The organism is Nonomuraea sp. NPDC000554, from assembly GCF_040300065.1.
GTDB lineage: Bacteria > Actinomycetota > Actinomycetes > Streptosporangiales > Streptosporangiaceae > Nonomuraea.
The window spans coordinates 210,573-230,057 of sequence record NZ_JBEPDC010000008.1 but is presented as its reverse complement, the minus strand read 5'-3'; the positions used below and the strand labels follow the sequence as shown (position 1 = coordinate 230,057).

19 protein-coding genes are annotated in these 19,485 nt (G+C 70.3%); 4 read left to right on the top strand and 15 right to left on the bottom strand.

Annotation, left to right across the window (positions count from 1 at the left end; translation table 11 throughout):
* Nucleotides 1–213: 213 nt before the first annotated feature.
* Nucleotides 214–885, top strand: coding sequence for a class I SAM-dependent methyltransferase (locus ABT294_RS18225; RefSeq protein WP_350806978.1), 672 nt, complete (start codon nt 214–216; stop codon nt 883–885).
* Between the two features lie 171 nt (nt 886–1,056).
* On the opposite strand, the gene ABT294_RS18220 is transcribed toward ABT294_RS18225, so the two are convergent.
* The 11 genes from ABT294_RS18220 to ABT294_RS18170 all read right to left on the bottom strand — a co-directional run bounded on the left by ABT294_RS18220 (nt 1,057) and on the right by ABT294_RS18170 (nt 14,310).
* Nucleotides 1,057–2,493 (bottom strand): ATP-binding protein, encoded by a 1,437-nt coding sequence (locus tag ABT294_RS18220; RefSeq protein ID WP_350806977.1) that lies wholly within the window; start codon nt 2,491–2,493, stop codon nt 1,057–1,059.
* Nucleotides 2,490–3,173, bottom strand: coding sequence for a response regulator transcription factor (locus tag ABT294_RS18215; RefSeq protein WP_350806976.1), 684 nt, complete (start codon nt 3,171–3,173; stop codon nt 2,490–2,492). The genes ABT294_RS18220 and ABT294_RS18215 overlap by 4 nt, the downstream gene beginning before the upstream one ends.
* The gene (locus tag ABT294_RS18210; protein ID WP_350806974.1) at nt 3,170–3,673 is read right to left on the bottom strand and encodes a GerMN domain-containing protein; all 504 of its coding nucleotides are present in this window, start codon (nt 3,671–3,673) and stop codon (nt 3,170–3,172) included. Before ABT294_RS18210 ends, ABT294_RS18215 begins: the two co-directional genes overlap by 4 nt.
* A gap of 48 nt (nt 3,674–3,721) precedes the next feature.
* Complete coding sequence (locus ABT294_RS18205) at nt 3,722–4,915, bottom strand: acyltransferase family protein (protein ID WP_350806973.1); 1,194 nt, start codon at nt 4,913–4,915, stop codon at nt 3,722–3,724.
* Complete coding sequence (locus ABT294_RS18200) at nt 4,915–5,667, bottom strand: SGNH/GDSL hydrolase family protein (protein ID WP_350806972.1); 753 nt, start codon at nt 5,665–5,667, stop codon at nt 4,915–4,917. Before ABT294_RS18200 ends, ABT294_RS18205 begins: the two co-directional genes overlap by 1 nt.
* A 294-nt stretch (nt 5,668–5,961) precedes the next feature.
* The gene (locus tag ABT294_RS18195; protein WP_350806971.1) at nt 5,962–7,254 is read right to left on the bottom strand and encodes an endonuclease/exonuclease/phosphatase family protein; all 1,293 of its coding nucleotides are present in this window, start codon (nt 7,252–7,254) and stop codon (nt 5,962–5,964) included.
* Between the two features lie 421 nt (nt 7,255–7,675).
* Entirely contained in the window at nt 7,676–8,527 is an 852-nt protein-coding gene (locus ABT294_RS18190) for a sugar ABC transporter permease (protein WP_350806969.1), read from the bottom strand.
* A 1-nt stretch (nt 8,528) separates the two neighbouring features.
* Nucleotides 8,529–9,989, bottom strand: a complete 1,461-nt coding sequence (locus tag ABT294_RS18185) for an ABC transporter permease subunit (RefSeq protein WP_350806968.1) — start codon at nt 9,987–9,989, stop codon at nt 8,529–8,531.
* Nucleotides 9,990–9,992: 3 nt separating this feature from the next.
* Nucleotides 9,993–11,189 (bottom strand): sugar ABC transporter substrate-binding protein, encoded by a 1,197-nt coding sequence (locus tag ABT294_RS18180; protein ID WP_350806966.1) that lies wholly within the window; start codon nt 11,187–11,189, stop codon nt 9,993–9,995.
* Between the two features lie 11 nt (nt 11,190–11,200).
* The gene (locus tag ABT294_RS18175; RefSeq protein WP_350806965.1) at nt 11,201–12,547 is read right to left on the bottom strand and encodes an alpha/beta hydrolase; all 1,347 of its coding nucleotides are present in this window, start codon (nt 12,545–12,547) and stop codon (nt 11,201–11,203) included.
* Nucleotides 12,544–14,310, bottom strand: a complete 1,767-nt coding sequence (locus ABT294_RS18170) for a glycoside hydrolase family 13 protein (protein ID WP_350806964.1) — start codon at nt 14,308–14,310, stop codon at nt 12,544–12,546. The genes ABT294_RS18175 and ABT294_RS18170 overlap by 4 nt, the downstream gene beginning before the upstream one ends.
* A gap of 119 nt (nt 14,311–14,429) precedes the next feature.
* Here ABT294_RS18170 and ABT294_RS18165 point away from each other — a divergent pair, with 119 nt between their 5' ends.
* Complete coding sequence (locus tag ABT294_RS18165) at nt 14,430–15,428, top strand: LacI family DNA-binding transcriptional regulator (RefSeq protein WP_350806962.1); 999 nt, start codon at nt 14,430–14,432, stop codon at nt 15,426–15,428.
* 242 nt (nt 15,429–15,670) lie between these two features.
* Here the strand turns inward: ABT294_RS18165 and ABT294_RS18160 are convergent, their stop codons facing one another.
* Nucleotides 15,671–16,489, bottom strand: coding sequence for a helix-turn-helix domain-containing protein (locus ABT294_RS18160; RefSeq protein ID WP_350806961.1), 819 nt, complete (start codon nt 16,487–16,489; stop codon nt 15,671–15,673).
* A 160-nt stretch (nt 16,490–16,649) separates the two neighbouring features.
* On the opposite strand from ABT294_RS18160, the gene ABT294_RS18155 reads away from it, so the two are divergent.
* Together ABT294_RS18155 and ABT294_RS18150 are read left to right on the top strand one after the other, a co-directional pair.
* Nucleotides 16,650–17,375, top strand: coding sequence for an alpha/beta fold hydrolase (locus ABT294_RS18155; protein WP_350806959.1), 726 nt, complete (start codon nt 16,650–16,652; stop codon nt 17,373–17,375).
* A gap of 157 nt (nt 17,376–17,532) precedes the next feature.
* On the top strand, nt 17,533–17,745 hold the full coding sequence (locus tag ABT294_RS18150) for a hypothetical protein (protein ID WP_350806957.1): 213 nt from the start codon (nt 17,533–17,535) through the stop codon (nt 17,743–17,745).
* 41 nt (nt 17,746–17,786) lie between these two features.
* On the opposite strand, the gene ABT294_RS18145 is transcribed toward ABT294_RS18150, so the two are convergent.
* From ABT294_RS18145 to ABT294_RS18135, 3 genes are all read right to left on the bottom strand, one after another.
* Entirely contained in the window at nt 17,787–18,269 is a 483-nt protein-coding gene (locus ABT294_RS18145) for a hypothetical protein (RefSeq protein ID WP_350806956.1), read from the bottom strand.
* Between the two features lie 354 nt (nt 18,270–18,623).
* Nucleotides 18,624–19,004, bottom strand: a complete 381-nt coding sequence (locus ABT294_RS18140) for a nuclear transport factor 2 family protein (RefSeq protein WP_350806954.1) — start codon at nt 19,002–19,004, stop codon at nt 18,624–18,626.
* A gap of 185 nt (nt 19,005–19,189) precedes the next feature.
* Nucleotides 19,190–19,435 (bottom strand): hypothetical protein, encoded by a 246-nt coding sequence (locus ABT294_RS18135; protein WP_350806953.1) that lies wholly within the window; start codon nt 19,433–19,435, stop codon nt 19,190–19,192.
* Nucleotides 19,436–19,485 lie beyond the last annotated feature (50 nt).

Here is a 19,485-nt window from a genome sequence, read left to right as displayed (position 1 = left end):
CGGGGAGCTGGAAGTTTCACTTCGATAACGACATGAAATGCACTTTGATTACTGTGGCCAGGCCGTGCGTATGTGCCTGGTTCGCCAGGCACGACCTGGCAGGATGCACCGCCTGCGGCCGCAGCTGAACTGGAAGGGGAGCCCTTGAACGGGTCACGCGCCGAGCTGTCGGAGGAATTCGACAGGAACGCGGCTGAATTTACCATTGACTTCGTGTCGGAGCTGTACGAGAAGTACGCCGGAGACCTGAGGAGGGCGCGTTCCGAACAGCGGGAACTGCGCGCCGCCATTCCAGGTTTCGTCGCACAGTTGGACGACATCGAGGCGGAGATCACATACCTGCTGGTGCGGGAGCACCGGCCCGAGACGGTGCTCGAGATCGGCTCGCTGCACGGCTGGTCCACGACGTGGTTGCTGCGCGCGCTGCGGGACAACGGCACCGGTCGCCTCTACACCCATGATCTGGTCGACAAGGCGCGCGCCAATGTGCCCACCGACCTCGCCGACGGCCGCTGGACCTTCGTCCGCGGAGACGCCCGCAAGACCCTCGCCAACCACCGTCACAAGATCGACTACCTGTTCGTGGACGCGGCGCACACCAGGCGGTTCGCCCGCTGGTACGTTGCCGAGCTGTTCCCGACCGTCGCTCCCGGGGTGCCCGTCAGCGTGCACGACGTCTTCCACTCCACTCGCCCCTGGCTGTTCAGCGAGGGCCGGGTAGTGCTCTCCTGGCTGGCCCGGCGTGGCATCGGCTACTTCACCGCCTCGCGCGCCGCCAGCCCCGCTCTGAACCGGCGGCTGGTCGAGCTCAAGGCGTCCCTGCGCATGGACGAGCAGGTGCACGAAGGAGGGCACAATCCCATGCTCTTCTTCAAGATGAGCTGACCCGTGTCAGGAATCGCTGACGGTGTCATCGAGTTCGAATCCCGCCACATCGACTCGGACCGCGCGGTATGCGTGTCCGGTGTTCCACCGAAACTTCTTCTGGTGTGGTGGCCCTGGCTTCGTTCTTCCCAGGGTCCGGCCTGCCTGTCTACCTGGTGCCGCCGGCGTTCCTCATGGTGGATTCCGCGGCAGGGTGAGGGTCAGGACGGTTCCGCCTCGGGGGGCGTTGGTCGCGGTGAGAGTGCCGCCGTGCAGGCGCGCGTTCTCGGTGGCGATGGCCAGGCCCAGACCGCTTCCGTCGGTACGGGTACGGGCGGCGTCACCTTTGGTGAAGCGGTCGAAGACGTGGGGCAGCAGGTCGGCGGGGATGCCGGGCCCGTCGTCGGAGACGGTGACGGCGATCTGATCGGTATCGGCCCGAACCTGGACGAGCACCGATACCGTCGTGCCGCCGTGCCGCAGCGCGTTGCCGACGAGGTTGGCCAGGATCACATCGACGCGGCGCGGGTCGAGCCGGGTGCGCAGCCCGGGGGGAACATCGGTGCGGACCCGGTCGTGCCAGTGCCGCAGCGCTAGCGTCTTGCCGATGAGCTCGCCCACGTCGACTTCGTCAAGGTTCAGTACGGCGACGCCGGCGTCGAAGCGGGACACCTCGATCAGGTCCTCTACCAGGCGGCTGAGCTTGCGTGTCTCGTCGGAGACGAGGTGCAGCGCCTCGGCGGTGAGTGGCGCGAGGCGGCCGGAGGCGGCGCCGTCGTCGAGGACTTCGGTCACGGCGGACATGGCCGCCAGCGGGGTGCGCAACTCGTGGGAGACGTCGGCGGCGAACCGGCGTGCCCGCGTTTCCATGTCGCGCAGCGCGGCCGCGTCGGACTGGAGCGTGGCCGCCATGGTGTTGAAGGTACGGCCGAGGTCGGCGAGTTCGTCGTCGCCCTTGACGTTCACGCGGGTGTCCAGGCCGCCTGCCGCCATCCGCTCGGTGGCCGTGCGCAGCCGCCGGACCGGCCGCAGCAGCCTGCCCGCGGCCAGCAGCGCGGGGACGATGGAGGCCAGGGCGACTGGCAGGGCCCCGGCGCGGGCGGCGGCGGCCAGAGTGTTCACGTCCTGCTGCTGGGAGGCCAGGGAGAAGGAGGCGTAGACGACGAGGGGCGGGGGGCCGTGCGGTCGTGCGGCGGAGGTGACCGGAAGGGCCACGGCCAGCCAGGGCTCTTGGGCGTGGTGAAAGCGCTGGACCAGCGCCGTGGTCGACGAGGCCGCCCGGGCGCGCAGCCCCGCGGGCAGCGGTGGCGCCTGCGCCACCGCGGCGACGAGCGGTCCGCCGCGATAGGACAGGGCGGTGCGCAGGCCGCGCGTGCCTGCCGCGCCGTCCAGCTGCAGCGCCAGTTCGCGCAGGTACGCCTCGGTGGGATCGGCGGGCAGGTCGGGTGCCCGGGAGGTGAGGTGGGCGCGAAGGTCCTGCACGGCGTCGGCCTGGGCGCGCTCCACGATCGCGGTGCGGCCCTGACGGAAGGTGATGGTGGCTGCGATCAGCGCACTGAGCACCGAGACCAGCATGAACACCAGGACGAGCTGGGCCCGCAGGCCCCGGGCGAAGCGCGGCCGGATCACAGCGGCCCGAACCGGTAGCCGAAGCCGCGTACGGTCTGGATGTAGCGGGGACCGCGGGGATCGTCCTCGATCTTGGCCCGCAGCCGCATGACGCACGCGTCGACCAGTCGGTAGTCGCCGTGGAAGCTGTGCTCCCAGACCTGTTCAAGGAGTTGCTGGCGGCTGAAGGTCTGCTCGGGCGCGGCCGACAGGAACAGCAGCAGCTTCAGCTCCGTCGGCGCCAGCGCGAGTTGCGTACCGTGCTTGAGCACGCGTAGGGCGACCCGGTCGATGAGCAGGTCGCCGTGGGTGGTGCGGGCCTGGTCGGAGGAGGCGGGCTGGGCGGTACGCCGCAACACCGCGCGCATGCGTGCCTCGATGACCTCGCTGCTGGCAGGCTTGATCACGTAGTCGTCGGCACCGGCCTCCAGACCGACCACGACGTCCACGTCATCGTCGCGCGCCGACAGGATCACGATGGGCACCTGGCTGAAGGCGCGGATGCGACGGCACGTCTCCAGGCCGCTCATGCCGGGCAACATCAGGTCGAGCAGCACGATGTCCGGGGTGCTCGCGATGAGTTCGGCCAGCCCCTCCTCGCCCGTCCCGACCAGCACGGTTTCGTGGCCTCGGTGGCGCAGGCCGACGCTCACGCCCCTGCGTACGGCCGGGTCGTCCTCGATCACGAGCACGCGGGTCATCTGAAGGCTCCTTGATCGCCGACTGGGACGGCTGATCCGTTCCCGTCGCACCTGACCGGCCATGGCTGGCTCGTGCCGGGCTCGACCACCTCGATGACGGGGGCGTCGCCTCCCGCGGCGGCGGCCGTGCACACGAGCTGGCTCACCGCCACCGGCCGCAGGTTGCGTACCTGCCAGGGCAGACGCAGCTCCACCCGGCCCCCGGACGTCGTCGCTCGGACCGGCCGGGGCGCCGAGGGCACCTGTGTACCCAGCCCCCTGGCCCGCTCCTCCGCCGTGGGGCCTTGGAGCAGCGCGTCCATGGCCCGTTGCAGCCGGTTTCCCGCCGGTGCAGGCCGCGAGACCGCCCAGATGCCTTCCTGCGTGACGAAGTACACCCGCAGCAGTTGGCTGCTGTCCGCGGTCAGGCCGCCCTGGACCGGCTGACCGGCGGGGTTCACGTCGGTGTCGGTGATCCCGCAGCCCGCCAGCGTCGCCGCGGCGATCAGGACGACTGCCACGCGGCACAGCGTCCCCGGCATGTGCTGGGCCCTCCGTTTCTCCGATATCTACGCATGGTCGAGCCTGCTCACGTCGACCGTTCCGGCGCCGGGCTCCGGCCGGGGGATCGCCGCCCACAGGCCCGCCGCCAGCACTCCGGCGACGGTCAGCGCCGCCCATCCGCGTCGGCCGGTGGCCCACCGGGAGCGCAGCCGTACCGGATCCTCGACGGCGACCTTCGAGATTACTGCACCCAGCAGCGACAGCCCGACCGCGGCGAACGTCCAGCCCCAGTTGTCCAGCCCGGCCACCGGCCGGGGCAGCAGCAGGTAGACCGGCCAGTGCCACAGGTACAGGCTGTAGGACAGCTCGCCCAGCCAGCGCGGCACGGCGCTGCCGACGATCCGGCCCACTCGACCGTCCGGCCTGTGGGCCAGGAGCACGATGAGCGCGGCGCTGCCCAGGGAGTGCGCGAACATCCCGCCCTGGAACAGGCCGGGAGCCTCTTCTCCGGCGGTCAGCAGCCATGAGGCGGCCAGCGCGCAGAGCACCAGGGCACCGAGCACGTCCACGGTCGTGCGCGACAGCCGGGCCACGGCGTTCCGTACGGGTGCCGTGGCGGCGGTCGCCCCGAGCAGCAGGGAGAAAGCCCGGGTGTCGGTGCCCTCGTAGGCGCGGGTGGTGTCCACGGCCGTCCCCATCTTGATCATGAGCAGGAGCGAGACCAGCGCACCGGCCAGCGCGACGAGCGCGACCCGCCACTGCCCGCCGCGCCCCCTCCCGGCCAGCGCCACCACCAGGGGCCAGGCCAGGTAGAACTGCCACTCGACGCCGATGCTCCACAGGTGGGCGAACAGGCGGGTGCCTGAGGCGTTCCAGTATCCGATCTGCTCGCCGATGTAGTGCCAGTTCACGCTTTGGACGGCCACCCACGGCGCGTCCTGGAGGGCGAACCTCAGCAGGTTCGGCGCGGCGAACGCCCAGGCCAGCAGCAGTGTCGCGGCGACCATGACGGTCAGTGCGGGCAGGAGGCGGCGGGCCCTGCGCTCCCAGAAGGCCAGCAGGTGGATGCGGTGGTCGTGCCTGCCGAGGTCCTTCAGCAGCAGACCGGTGATCAGAAAGCCGGACAGGACGAAGAACAGATCGACGCCCAGGAATCCGCCGTCCAGATGTCCGGCGTGAAACAGCAGGACCGCGGTTACGGCGAGCCCCCGCAGCCCGTCGAGCGCGCCGATATGCGCGTGGCGAGGGGCTGATGTCATCAGCCGCAGCCGAGTTTGGCGAAGCGCTCATCGCCGGTCCACGGCCCAGTGGCCCAGTCGCTGGGCTCGGCCGGGGGGAAGTCGGCCAGCTTGCCGAGCTGCTTGGCGAACCAGGTGGCGAAGGCCGCCGACCCCTGCTGACAGGAGTGGATCCCGTCCTTGGCACGCTGGGCCTTGTCGGCGGCGTAGTCGTTCCCCCACAGCTCAGAGGCGTCCAGGTAGCGAACGTCAGCGACCTTGGCTGCCATCGTGGGCGCGTTCTTGATCGCGTCCTCGTGGGGCTTGTAGAACTCGTCGATCTTGAACGGCGGGGCGGACACCAGGACGAGCCGGGCACCGGCGTCCTTTGCCGTCCGGGAGAGCTTCTGGTAGGCCGCCAGCTGCTGGTGAGGCGTGCCCCAGTCGTAGGTGGTGATCTGGTACGCGATCACCGTCGGCCGGAAGGAGGCGAGGTCCTCCTTCAGCCTCTTCCAGGTGTCCTTGGCCCCCACGGCCGTCACCGGGTGATCACCGGCGACGATGTTGCCGCCGCCGCTGGAGGTGGCGTCCTTGAACTGCACACCGCTGGCCTTCAGCGCGGCCTCCACGGCCGGGGCCTCCGCGCCCGCGATGGAGTCGCCCATCCACAACACCCTGACGCTGGTCGCGGCCTGACTGGCGTGCTGGGCCGTCGCGGCCGGTCCGTCGCCGGGGGCTGCGGTGAATGCGCCGCAGGCCGCCAGCGTGGCCCCGACCGCGACGGCGGCCGCCATCACTCCGGCACGACGGCGGCCTGTGGATCTTTGGGGGAACGAGGAGTCAGGAGAGGTGTTCGTCGGTTGCATGATCCGTAGGCAATCAGACGAATCAGGTGGTCAACCGCGTTGTCATCGTTTCATCACACAATGAGGGATCAGCCATCACAGAGCTTCGCTGAACCCTCACCTACGGCGCGGTACTCACGCCGTCGGCGCAGGTGCGCGAGACGATGGGGTTCCGGCTGGCGACGTTCGGCGAGCGCGAACCCGCGAGCGTGCCGGCGCTGGGGCCGTGAATGCGGAGCCCGGTCAACGGACGGCGAACGTGGTCAGCACGGCGGCGTGGTCGGAGGTCCAGGCGTTGTCTTTGTGGTTCGGAATCGGCGCCGGGGTGCCCTCGACGACCGCGTCGGACGACTTCACCTTGAGATCGCCCTTGTAGTGGACGAAGTCGATGCGATCCTGCGGCTCGGGCTCACCCTTGTGGCCGTCGTGATCGTACCCGCCGGTGAACGTGGTGTAGATCGGTGACCAGGTGATGCCAGGGTCGGCGACCGGATCGGGGTGGGCCACGCGATAGGAGTCCTTCATCCCGGACTGCTCAGGAGCGACCGAGGTGGGCCAGGGCACGGAGTCGTAACCGCACTTCCTGGTCTCCGCAGTCCAGTCGAGGTGCGAGGGGGCGTTGAAGTCGCCGGTGAGCAGGACGGGTGTACGGCTCGCGTCCGCGAGGTCGCCGGACATGGCCGACATGATCTCCTGGATCTGGCGCGTGCGCTTCGACTCGGCCTCCCTGGCCATCAGCCGCTCCACGCTCCACTTTCCGAAGCACGCATCGTACGGGCCGTAAGGGGTGTAGCCGAGGTGCACGTTCCAGATCGCCACCTCGTGCCGGTCATCCAGCCTGATCTTCGCGTTGATCCCCGCCAGGCCCGACTCGGAGGGCAGCGGCCCGCGCGAGACGATCGGGTACCGGCTGACGATGCCCAGGTCCGCGCCCGCCTGGTAGTAGTCCCAGCCGAGCGCCTCGGCCAGCTCCTTGGCGGACGTGGACGACGTCTCCTGCATGCCGACCACGTCGACGTCGCGGTCGAGCAGGAACTTCAGCTGCTTCTCCCTGCCGCCTTTGACCTGGCTGCCGCCGTGCCACAGGTTCCAGGACATGGTCGTGAGCTCAGGCACCAGCGGCCCGCCCGCAGGCCGTACGCGGACGCCGACCGTGGCGGTGGCGCTCTCGCCCGCCTGGTTGCGCGCCTCCACCGTGAACGTGGCCGTCTTCGCCGACGCCGACGCCGGCGGCGTGCCGGTCACCGTGCCGTCCTGGCCGACCCGCACCCAGGCCGGGCCGTCCGCCTTCCGGAAGCTCGCCTCGCCGCGGACCGTACCCTTGACGCTGGCCGTGTACGGGGCCTTGGCGCGGGCGTTGCGCAGAGTGAATGCACGGGTCACGAAGTGGAGCGGCTCGCTGCTCGCGATCTTCACCTTCGCGGGTGCCGCCAGCCACTCGTAGCCGTCCTTGGCCAGGGCGTAGGTGATGTAGTCGCCCGGTTCGAGCACGTCGGTGGGCAGGGTGGCCGTGCCCGAGCTGGAGGGGATGTACACCCACTTCAGCGAGGGACCGACGTACTTCTGGTCAACGGGCCCGTTGCCCGGGTCGGTGTAGAGGCCGATCCAGTTCTTGCGGCCAGCAGCCCGATGGCCAAGGCCAGAAAACGGGGCATTTAAGATCCTTATTCGCCAATCGGTCGAAAGAAGGATCTAATGCTCGGGAGACCACAAGATTACTCAGAAGCGACCTTTTGGGAACGCTGCAAGGTCGTTAAGCCACGTTAGGTACGTAGGCGCGCCTGTGCTGCCTGGCCCACCCAGGGGGTTGGTGACGTTCACCGGATCCGCCGTCATCTCCAGAGGACCGTCGAAGAGAGGACAGGTGCGGAGTCGCGGTGTCGTCGACCAGATCGAGCGTTCACATCCACCGAACATCTCCGTCGTCGTGGGCGATGAGCATGAGCCCGCACGGGCCTCAGCCCTTGACCGCGCCGCTGGTCAGGCCGCCGACGACGAAGCGCTGCAGGAACTGGAACAACACGAGCACAGGCAGCGCCCCGACCAGCGCGCCGGCGGCGAACAGCCCCCAGTTCTGGCCGAGCTTGTCGGAGACGAGCTGGTAGAGACCGACGGCGAGCGTCTGCTGGTCGGGGTCGGTCAGGACCAGCCCGGCGATCACGAAGTCGTTGAGCGTCGCCACGAAGGCGAACAGCCCGACGACCACCAGGATCGGGGCGACCAGCGGCAGCAGCACGCGGAAGAACACCTGCGCGTGCGAGGCGCCGTCGATCTGGGCGGACTCGTCCAGCTCCCTCGGCACGGTGTCGAAGAAGCCCTTCATCAGGTACGTATTCACGCCCAGCGCCCCGCCCAGGTACACCATGACCAGGCCGAGCCTGCTGCCGAGGCCGATGGCGGGGAAGACGTCCTTGAGCGCCGACAGCAGCAGGAAGATCGCGACGTAGGCCAGGAGCTGCGGGAAGAGCTGGACGAAGACCAGCACGAGCAGCCCGGCCCTGCGTCCCGTGAAGGTGAACCTGGAGAAGGCGTAGGCGGCGCACGCGCCGAGGAAGACCGACCCGGCGGCTGTCGTCAGGCCGATGACCATGGAGTTGGCGAACCAGCTCGGGAAGGGGTGCAGCGGGTCGGTGAACAGCGCCAGGTAGTGCGCCGGGGTCGGCTCGGCGAACAGGTCGTTCGAGCCGGTCAGCGTGCCGCTCGGGTTGGTCGAGGCGGCGGCCACGAACAGCAGCGGGAACAGCGCCACGGCGACCGCCGCCACGCCGACGGCGTGGCGCCACCCGTACCTGAGGAACCAGCGGCCCATGTCAGCTCGCCTCCAGCCTGCGCGCCCTGCGGAACCCGGCGAGCGAGATCGCCGCGATGACGGCGAAGATGAGGATGGACACCGCGCAGGCCAGACCGTAGTTCCTGGCGCTGCCGCCGAAGGCGAGCTTGTAGACCAGCGAGATGAGCAGGTCGGTGGAGCCGACGTCGACGGGCGAGGACGCGTCCCTGGGTCCGCCGCCGGTGAGCATGTAGATCACATTGAAGTTGTTGAAGGTGAAGGCGAAGGTGGCCACGAGCACGGGCGCGGTCGCGGCCAGCAGCATCGGCAGCTTGACGTGGCGCAGCACCCGCCAGGGGTTCGCGCCGTCGAGTTGCGCGGCCTCGGTGAGCGCGGGCGGGATGGCCTTCAGCGCGCCGGTGCAGATGAGGAACATGTAGGGGAAGCCGATCCAGACGTTGACGGCGAGCACGCTGAGCTTGGCCAGCCAGGGGTCGGTGAGCCACGGCACATGCCCGCCGCCGAGCAGCACGGCGTTGACGAAGCCGTGGTCGGGGTTGAGCAGCCCCTGCCAGAGGATGGCCGCCATGAACGCGGGGAAGGCGTAGGGAAGCACGATCAGCGAGCGGTAGGCCCGGTGCCCGCGCAGTCCCGGCCGGTCCAGCACCAGCGCGAGGCCGAGCCCGAGGGCGAACATCAGCCCGACCGACAGCCCGGCGAAGGCGAACGTCCAGCCGAGCACGCCGAGGAACGGGCCTCTGATGCCGGGATCGGTGAGGACCGTGCGGAAGTTCTCCAGCCCGACGAACACCTTCCAGCCGGGGCTGAGCGCCCTCCCGTCGGGCGCCGCGAACCGGCCGTGGCCGTCGTCACGATAGACGGTGCCGGTACCGGGGTCGGTAACGGTGCCCGCGCGTTCGTCGTAGCGAAGCGTCGAGCGGTACGTCGCCACCGTCACGGCGTCCGAGGTGCGCAGGCTGCCCTGGCCCGGCACCGGCACCCGCAGCGCGGTGATCTCCGCCTGCCGTGCCACGATCTCGGCGTACGGCAGCGGCCGCCACCCGCCCGGCTCCGCCCCCGGGATCAGCGGCCTCGTGGCGGAGCCGACCCTGCCGCCCACCAGGAAGCCCAGCTCGCCGCCCCGCTCGACGACCCGGACCGGCTGGACGGGCGACCCCGGCACCCTGACCTCGCTGGCCGCCAGGATCGCGGCCACCGCGTCCTGCTTGGTGCCGTTGTGGCCGTCGCCGTAGTTGGTGAAGGCCGCGTAGCCGGTATAGAGGACGACGTACACCTGGTAGAGGAGCAGCAGGACCACGCCCGGCGCGAGGTACTTCGCGGGGACGCGCCGTTTGCCGAGGTAGATGACGTTGATCGCGAGCGTGCCCGCCAGCATCGCGGCGAACGCCCACCACGAGCGCTGGCCGGCGAGCGCCACCAGCCCGTAGACCGCGAACGCGTCCACCACGCCCAGCACGAGCGGCTTCACGTACCTGTTCATCGGTCAGTTCGCGATCTTCGCTCGGATGCGGTCGGCGGCGTCCCTGGTCAGCTTCGCCGGATCGCCGTCTCCGGTGATGATCGCCAGTTGCGACAGGCCCCAGTCGCCCCAGACCGCGTCCATCGCCGGCATGTTGGGCGCGGGGCTCCCGGCCAGCGCGGCCTTGGCGAACCCCGTCAGCACCAGGTCGCCGCGCAGCTCCTCCCGTACGGAGGTCAGGGCGGGCGGCCGGCCGCCCGCCGCGTACAGCTTGCGCTGCGCGTCAGGGGTGGCCAGGAAGTTGAGCAGGAAGTCGTTGGCCAGGATCGGGTTGGCCGACTTGGCGCTGACGTAGAAGCCCTGCACGCCGACGAACGGCCGGGCGGGCCGATCGCTCGCCGGGGGCACCGGCTCGACGGAGAAGGCCAGGCCGGACCTGGCCAGCGCGGGCGCATCCCACGGCCCGGTGACCAGGTACGGGGTGCGGCCCTCGCGGAAGGCGTCGGTGGCGATCTCGCCGCTCAGCGATGTGGAGATCACCTTGGCTTTGGCCAGCGCGCGCAGGTAGGCGGCGAACGCCAGCCCGCCCCTGTCGTCGATCCCCAGCTTGTCGCCGTCGAACACGCTGGAGCCGAAGGAGGTCTGCAGCGGGTAGAGGTGGTAGGGCGAGCCCGCCTTGGGGTCGACGGGCAGCCCGACGGGGAAGTCCGCCTTGCCGTCGCGCACCAGCTTCTGGCCGGTGGCGGCCAGCTCGCCGAACGTCTTCGGCCGTTGCGGCGCGAGCTTGGTGTTGCGCAGCAGCGCCACGCTCTCGATCGCGTACGGCAGGCCGTACGTCTGGCCTTCGTAGCGCATGGCGTCGAGCGCGAGCTTCGGAAAGGCCGAGGCGGTGGCGCCGAGGTCGATCGGGGCGACGACGCCGTTCTGGACGAGCTTGCCGAGCCAGTCGTGCGGCCCGGCGATCAGGTCCGGGCCCTGGCCGGTGGGCGCCTGGGAGATGAAGTCGTCGCGGAGGCCGCCCATGCTCTTCTGCACGATCTTGACCTGGACGCCTCTGGCCTTCTGGAAGGCCTCGGCCAGGTCCCGCAGCGGTCGGGCGCGGCTGTCGTCGGCCCAGACGGTGAGGACGGCCGCGGCCTTCGCGGCGGGGGCGGGGGTGGCGGCGGCGCAACCGGCGGCCAGCAGGGCCAGGCCGGTCACGGCCAGGATGGTCGTGCGCATGTGGGTGCTCCTCATGAGCCGTCGGTGCCTTGGTGCGGGTCGTGCTGGGCGCCGGGGTCGCTCCAGCCGTGGACGTGGACGACCAGGCGGCGGTCGCGGTCGTGCCTGAGCGGTTCGCCGACGGGCAGGCCGTCGGAGTCCAGCCCGTCGCAGCGCCAGCCCCTGCCGACCGAACCGTTGAGCCCGAGCCCTCGGGGCAGCCGCCAGACGCCGTGGTGCACACCGGGCGCGATCCGGGTGGTGACCAGGCCGGAGAAGTAGACGGTGTCGCCTTCGGGGGTGCCGGGCGGGGTGACGACCGTGACGTCGAGCGTCGCGGTGGGCTCGCCGTCCACGACGGACAGCTCGCGTTCGACGGTCAGGCCGCCCGCCGTGGCGCGCACCCGCGCGAGGCCCGGCGCGGTGGGGGTGAGCAGGGCGGTGCCCGTCGGCTTGAGCAGGGGTTCGGGGTCCCAGGCGAGGCTCGCGCCGAGCGCGGAGTACGCGCAGCCGTCGGCCCGCAGCGCGAGCGGCGCGACGTCCAGGGCCTGGCCGACGGCGACCACCTCGGCGTCGGCGGCGGCGTCGAAGGCGGGCAGCTCGACCGGCGGCCCCTCCGTCCCGAACAGGTGCAGCAGCGCGCTGGCCGCCCGGGTCGCCCAGGCACTCTCGTGGTGCGGGGCTGCCGGCTCGTGCCGGTAGCGCAGCTCGGCGTCCGGGCCGTAGCCGAGCCCGACGAGCTGCTCGGCCAGCTCCCTGGCGTGGTGGACGGTGATGAGGCCCTCCATCCCGCCGATGTCCAGCCACACCCGGCGCGGCCCCCGCTCGGCGAAACGCCGGTAGACGGGCGTCTCCTCCAGCGTCTGCGGATCGACGAACACCAGGAACGGCGACATGATCGCCGCCAGCCCGAACACCTCGGGCCGCCGGAAGGACAGGTGGTAGCTGACCAGGCCGCCCATCGACGAGCCCATGACCGCCGTGCGCTCGGCCGCGCCGGTCACCGCGTATCGCGAGCGGATCAGCGGCATCAGCTCCTCGATCAGGAAGTCCTCGTAGGACTCTCCAGCGAGCCTGCCGCGCGGGTCGCGGGGGTAGGGCGCGACGTGGGAGTACTCCGCGCCGCGAGCGTCGCCCGCGTTGGACACCCCGACCGCGACCAGCGGCGGCAGCGTCCCGGCGGTGATCAGCGCGTCCAGCGTCTCGTCCAGGCGCCAGCTCGGCTCCAGCCCGGCCGCCGCGAACACGTGCTGCCCGTCGTGCAGGTACACCACCGGGTAGGGGCCGTCCGTGGCGTCGTAGCGGGGCGGCAGGTAGACGAAGACGTCACGCGCGTTGCCGAGGGCGGCGGAGTGGACGCCGCGCAGGATGTCGATCACGCTTCGAGCTCCCAGACGTGGAAGGCGGGCCCGTCGGCGGGCATGGGCGATCCCGGCCGCAGGTCGGGGCCGCCGGTGAGGTTGGCCCCGGCGGCGGGGGCGCGGAACGGTTCGTGCGCGGCCCTGCTGACCTGGACGAGCAGTGTCTGCCCCGGCGCGGCCCGCTCGTAGACGAGGGTGTCGGCGTCGGCGTGCAGCCAGCGCAGGCCGCCCGTGCGCAGGGCCTCGTGCGAGCGGCGCAGCCCTACCAGGTCGCGGTAGAGCCGGTAGGTGCCCTGGTCCCAGCGGGCGGTGTCCCAGGGGAAGGGACGGCGGCCGTCCTCCAGGTGCACTCCCTCGACGCCGACCTCGTCACCGGCGAAGATCATCGGCAGGCCCGGCAGCGTGAGCAGCAGCGCGGCGCCCAGGTGCTGGTGCTCACGCCCGGCGATCGAGCGGAACCTGGCCGTGTCGTGCGAGTCGAGCAGCGTCAGGTTGTGGGTGTGGGCCCGCCACGGGACGAGCGCGGCGTAGCGGCGCATCACCTCGGCCACGTCCGCGCCGCCGTACTGCGGGATCGGGCCGGGCACGCCCCAGAACTCCGTGGAGCGTTCCCGCGCCAGCCACGACCAGACGGGCCGGGCGAAACCGGCATAGGACATCGTGCCGTGCCAGCCGGTGCCGCGCAGCGCGCCGGAGGCGTCGAACTGGTGCTCCGCCAGCAGCAGCGCGTCGCCCACCGTGGCCCGCGTCAGCCTGGCGACCTGGTCGTTCAGCTCGACCCCGCCGTGGCGGCCCGCCGACTGGGCGACGTCCACCCGCCAGCCGTCGAGGCCGAACTCGTCCAGGTAGCGGGCGATCACCGAGCCCGGCCCGTCGTAGAGGCGGCGGCGCAGTTCGGCGGAGCGGTGGTCGAATTTGGGCAGCGTCCTGACCCCGGCGAAGGTGGCGTAGTCGGGCCCGTCCACGTAGTAGAAGTCTTCGCGCACAGGGCTGTCCTCGGCGAACCACTCGTGGCCGTCGCCCGAGTGGTTGAGCGTGATGTCGCCGATGACGCGCATGCCCCGGGCGTGGGCCGCGGCGGTCAGCGCGCGTAGCGCCTCGTCGCCGCCGAGCAGCGGGTCCACTCTGTCGAAGGTGGTCGCGTCGTAGCGGTGGTTGGAGCGGGAGGGGAAGAACGGCGTCAAGTACAGCAGGTTCGCGCCCAGATCGGCGATGTGGTCGAGGCGGTCGGCCACGCCCCACAGGTCGCCGCCGTAGATCTGCTGTAACGCGCCGTCCCTGCCCCAGGGGATCGGGTCGTCCCAGTCCGCCCGTCGTACCCACGCGGGGTCGGGCCCGTGGTCCCTGTCTGAGCGGGCGAAGCGGTCGGGGAAGATCTGGTAGATCACCGAGTCGGCGGCCCACGTGGGCGGGGGCGGGTAGGCGGTCAGCATGAAGTCGGTGGTGTCCGGCACGTCCAGCGGCGACAGCCCGGCGGCGGTCAGCCACAGCGGGCCGGTCGCGGTCCGCAGCAGGAAACGGTAGCCGCACTCCGGGTTCACCATCTCGACCGTGGCGCGCCACCAGGTCTCGGAACCGGTGACCCGGTCGGCCGTCGCCTCGGCGAACCTGGGCTCGCCGTCCGGCGTGGTGCGCACGTGGACCTGCCGCACGTCCAGCTCGAGCGAGGTGCGCAGGAACACCTGGACGCGGTCGCCGAGCGACGGCGACGGATCGCCGACGTACAGCGGCGACCCGTCGTGGTGCGCCCTGGTGTTGCAGAGTGTTTTTCGATGCCCCATGCTGTTACTGCTCCGAAATGCGCCGTTCACCTGGTCAGATGTGTCGCGAGCCTAGGAGCTGTGGAAACGGCGCCGCAACACTTCGAAACATGTTTCATCGGATTCTCGAAGGGTCCCCCATGCCTCGACCATCCGTGCGGACGATCGCCACCCGCGTGGGAGTGAGCGCCGCGACGGTCAGCAGGGTGCTCAACGGCCGGCCGGGCGTGTCGGAGGAGCTGCGGGCCAAGGTCCTGCGGGGCATGCGGGAACACGGCCTGATCGCGCCCGCCGCCGAGCCGTTCGTCGGCATCATCGTCCCCGAGCTGGACAATCCGGTCTTCCCGCTGCTGGCGGGCGCCATCGAGGCCAAGCTCGGCGCCCACGGCGTCACCGCGCTGATCGGCAGCTCCACCGCCAAGGGCCCGACCGAGCTGGACTACATCTCCGCCCTGGTACGGCGGGGCATCCAGGGCCTGGTCCTCGTCTCGGGACGGCACGCCAACCCGGCCGCCGACCACGGCTTCTACTGGCAGCTCCACCAGCAGCGCATCCCCATGGTGCTGGTCGGCGGCCAGGTGGCGGACCTGCCGGTCTCCACGGTCACCACCGACGAGGCGGCGGGCGCGGCGATGGCGGTGGCGCACCTGCGCGAACTCGGCCACGAGCGGATCGGGCTGGCGGGCGGGCAGGGCTACCTGCGGCCCTCGCAGAACCGGCTGACAGGCTGGCGGCGGGAGATGCGACGCTCATTCGGATCGGTGGACGACGCGCTGTACGTCGAGTCGGACTACTCGCTGACCGGTGGCCACGCAGCCGCCCGGCGGCTGCTGGCGGCCGGGGCGACGGCGGTGATCGCGGGGAGCGACCTGATGGCGCTGGGTGCGGTCGCGGCCGCCCGCGAGGCCGGGCTGCCGGTGCCAGGCGAGGTGTCGGTCGTCGGGTACGACGACTCCTATCTGGCCGTGCACGGCGACCCGGCGCTGACGACCGTGCAGCAGCCGGTGGAGGCGATGGCGGCCGCGGTGGCGACGGCGATGTGGCAATCGCTCCAGGGCTACCACGCCCCGCACGTGGACCACGTGTTCGCGCCCCGCCTGGTGGTCAGATCCTCGACGGGCAGAGCCCGCGACCTGTGAGGCGCGCGCGATCGGAGCTCTGCGGTGGCTTGAGTGCCGTGACTCGGGGTGGCCGCCCCCGTGCGGAGCTGTTCGGACGTCTCTGCGAGCCCCGGGGAGGCGATCAGCCCGGTGCACGGGACGCGAGCCTTCGGCTCTTCAAGGCGAGGTGGAGGTGCAGGCGGACGAGGCCGCCGCTCAGGTCCACGCCCCTCGGGCAGGGCCACCCGGCCGAGTGGCTGAGTGGCTGAGCATGGGCGGGGTCATGTCCGCATGACGGACGCGAGGAGCGCCAGCTTGTCGGCACTGTCGGTGCCGGGGTCCGGGTGGAGGACGACGAGCGTCTGGCCTGACGCGCCGCTGACGCCCAGTCTCTCCCGGTTCAGCCACAGGCCACCGACCTGGGGGTGGTCGACGTGCTTGGGTGTGCCCTCACACGTGTTCACGTCGTGGCGGGCCCAGAGCCTGCTGAAGCGAGGGCTGGCGAGGGAGAGCTCGCCGACGAGTTCGATGAATCGGGGGTCGTCCGTGTCGGTGCCGACGGACTCGCGGAAGCCGGCGACCATGCCCTGCGCGGCGTCCTCCCACTCCGGGTAGAGGGCCTGCTCGGCGGGGTCGAGGAACACGTCCCGCAGGCGGTTGCCCCCCGCCACGAGTCGCGGCGACAGAGCGGTCGCCAGCGCGTTGGCGGCGAGGACGTCGAAGTAGCGGCCCTCCACGTAGGCGGGGAGCGGAAGCGTGACGACGAGCTTGGCGACGCCTGGAGGGACGGTCTCCTTCCGGGGCCGTCGCCGCCGCCGGGGTTTTCCCGCCCCGAGGCGTAGCAGGTAGGCCGTTGCGTCGTCGTCGAGCAGCAGCACGCGGGCGAGGGACTCGAGGACCTGCGCGGAGGGGTTGCGGTCGCGGCCCTGCTCCAGACGCAGGTAGTAGTCGGCGCTGATGCCGGCGAGCATCGCGACCTCCTCCCGGCGCAGGCCCGACACGCGCCGTACGCCCACGGAGGGGATGCCGGCCTGTTCAGGAGTGACGAGCTCCCGGCGGGCGCGTACGTAATCGCCCAGAAGGTTGAATTCGTCGCTCATGGGCTCACTGTAATTCGCGCGCCTTCGTGCGTGCCTGGTCCTGTCACCCCCAGGATCGCGGGGGCTCTGGCTCCGTCAGCGGGCGAGCGGAAACCTCGCTTCCGGGACGAACACCGGCAAGATCGGCCGGTGGTCCCTTCCGCGAGCAAGGAGCTACACCATGTCAACATATTTGCTGGTACACGGGGCCTGGCACAGCGGGCAGTGCTGGGAGCGGGTGGTCCCGTTGCTGGCATCGGCCGGGCATCGGGTGGTCGCGCCGTCGCTGACCGGCTACGGCGACAAGGCGCATCTGCTCGGCCCCGAGGTAGGGCTGGACACGCACGTCGATGACATCGTCAGGCTGATCACCGAGGAGGACCTCACCGACGTGATCCTGGTGGGCCACAGCTACGCCGGGCTGGTCATCTCGGCCGCCGCCAACCGAATCCCGGATCGGATCGCCCATCTGGTCTATCTCGACGCGATGGTCCCGGAGGACGGTGAGAGCGCGGTGGATGTGCATCCCGTGACCCAGGCCCTCATCGACCGCGCCGCGGAGTCCGAGGTCGGCTGGCGGATCCCGCCGATGCCCGAGTTGCCGCCGCCCCTGGGCCTGTTCGGGGTCACCGACCCGGCGGATGTGGCGTGGCTGCGGACGATGTTGTCGGATCAGCCGGTCCTCTGCCTCCGGCAACCGGTCCGGCTGGACAACCCGGCCGTGGGCACGATTCCGCGAACGCACATTCACTGCGTCGCCGGCGTACCGGAGGGCATCGAGCGGCGGCCCGTCCCAGCGATACAGCCCAACGGCAACCCGGCACAGGTGTGGGAACTGGAGACGGGCCACGACTGCATGATCACCATGCCGGCCGAGCTCACCGAACTGCTGCTCACGCTCGGCTGACCCGCCCACCCGAGCCGCGGGTCGGCGGCCGCAGAGTCCTGGCGGCGGTGCAGCGTCGGCAACCCCCACTCAATCGCCCGCAAGGAGTAGCGCCTTCGCGCTATGGCAGCCGCCCCTGGACGCACCACAACCCCAACGACCCGGCCAGGAGCCCATCATGACCCCGCTCGAACACACCCTTGCCAAAGCGCTCACGGAGATCGTCATCAAGCTTGATCTCAGTGACGACGACGACATAACGATCAAGGTGCTGGAGCCGGTGGCCACCCTCCTGCAGAGCCTTCCCAAGGAGGACCGACAAGCCCTCGCCGACCTGATCAACGAGTTCGCGCCGGAAGAAACCGACCCTGCCCGGCATCTGACGGCCTGAGAAACCCCCGAAACCCTGGCCCTCCTGGACTGAGGGCACAGTCAGACGGTTTCACCCAACTGTTCGGCCAGCCGCTCCAGTCCACCCTTGATGAGCTGCCCATACTCGTCGTCGCCAAGTGCGCCGATCCCGTCCCGCGCCTGATGGAGATGCTCACGGGCGCGGCCGAGATCGCCCAGCTTGCGATAGCACTCACTCAAGTTCAGGTGCAACGACGGATACAAGCCGGCCACCGAAAGCGGCACCCCGGCTTGGGCCACCCGCTCATCAGTGATCAGGCCGACGGCGGCAAGCGCTCGCAGATCCCACATCAACTCCTGGTGCACGTCGTCTTGCACATCAGCCATCGAGTGGGCAAGGACGCAAACATGCAGCGGGTCGCCTTGCTCACCGCCGATGTCGTCCCAGATCTGCGCGAACAACTCGCGAGCGACCTCACGCTGACCTTGGTGGTGATGCAACTCCACCCCCTCGCCGATCCGGGCCATCGTGGGGTCGGCGGTCATGAGCGGCTTCTTCACCATCGCAGGCGATCATGGTCAGCCTACTGCCGTACGTGGCTTAACGACTTTCAACCGACTGACCAGCGGGTTCGCTTGACAACCCCAGATAACTCGCGCCGCCCACGGCCGTGGCCCCGACCAGCAGCACCCAGCCGGCGGCGAGCGGGACCAGCAGTTCCGAGCCCCCGTGCCAGGGGGCGGCGGGAACCGCCATGTCCAGCTGCCACACGCCGTCGTGGCGGCGGAAGGGATAGGCCGGCACGATCACGCATCGCCCGGGGAACACCCGCCCGTCAATGCCGGGCGTGGTGGTCTCTCGTTGTAGCGCAACTGTTTCCGTGTGTCGCCCGCGAACCGACCGGACCGCAGTCGCCGCTACTCGGGCACCGCGCTGGCGTGTGCCGCGATGACTCGCCAGTTCCCCACGTCGTCCTTGATCCAGGTCCGGGTGTAGCGCATTCGGGCGTGGAAAGTATCTCCGCCAAAGGTGCCTGCGAGGGTACCGAGAAACCACGTGACGCCGGTGGCTCCATCAACGAGTACACGCAGATCTTCCTCTTCGATCCGAGTCAACGACTGCGCGCCGGAACGGTGGATCTCAAGATCGTCCTGTTTGGTGTACGTCTTCCCATCGACACCGAGGGTGAAGATCAGCCGATCATCGAGAAGCTTATCGAGGGCATCGGTGTCACCGGCGAACTGCGCCGCCTGAAGGCGGCGCTCAGCCGCGTGCAGTTCTTCGATGGGATCGTCCATGGTCGCTCCTTCCGGGGTGGTCTCGAGTCTGCCGGTGCACAGGACTCGGCTGGCGACGGTTTCACGGTGGGCTTAAATCGAACATGGATGCGACTCGTTGTCAGGGGCCGGTTGACCTGAGAGGCTGGTCGTGGGCCGGGTCGTCTTGATGTCTGTGAGGGCTTCTTCCGAGGGGCCGGGACTGGTCATTCCGGGCAGCCTCCGGGAGCGTCGCCTCGCTGGGATTCCAGCCAGCGGGTCATCTCCTCACCGAGGATCGTCTTTCCGCTAGGCAGCGTCACGGTCACGTGGGGGTCGAATGCCGCTCCCGCCATCATCCGCAGGAACGCCGCGTCGTCGGGCGTGTCCTCGGTGCGTGAAGGGGCTGCGTCGCCCGTATGCCGGCTGCCGCCTCGTGCGCCCCTGCCGGCCTTCTTCAAGATGAGCCACACCGTGGAAGCTCCCGCCCGATAGCCCAGACCGGACCTTGATCTGGAACCAA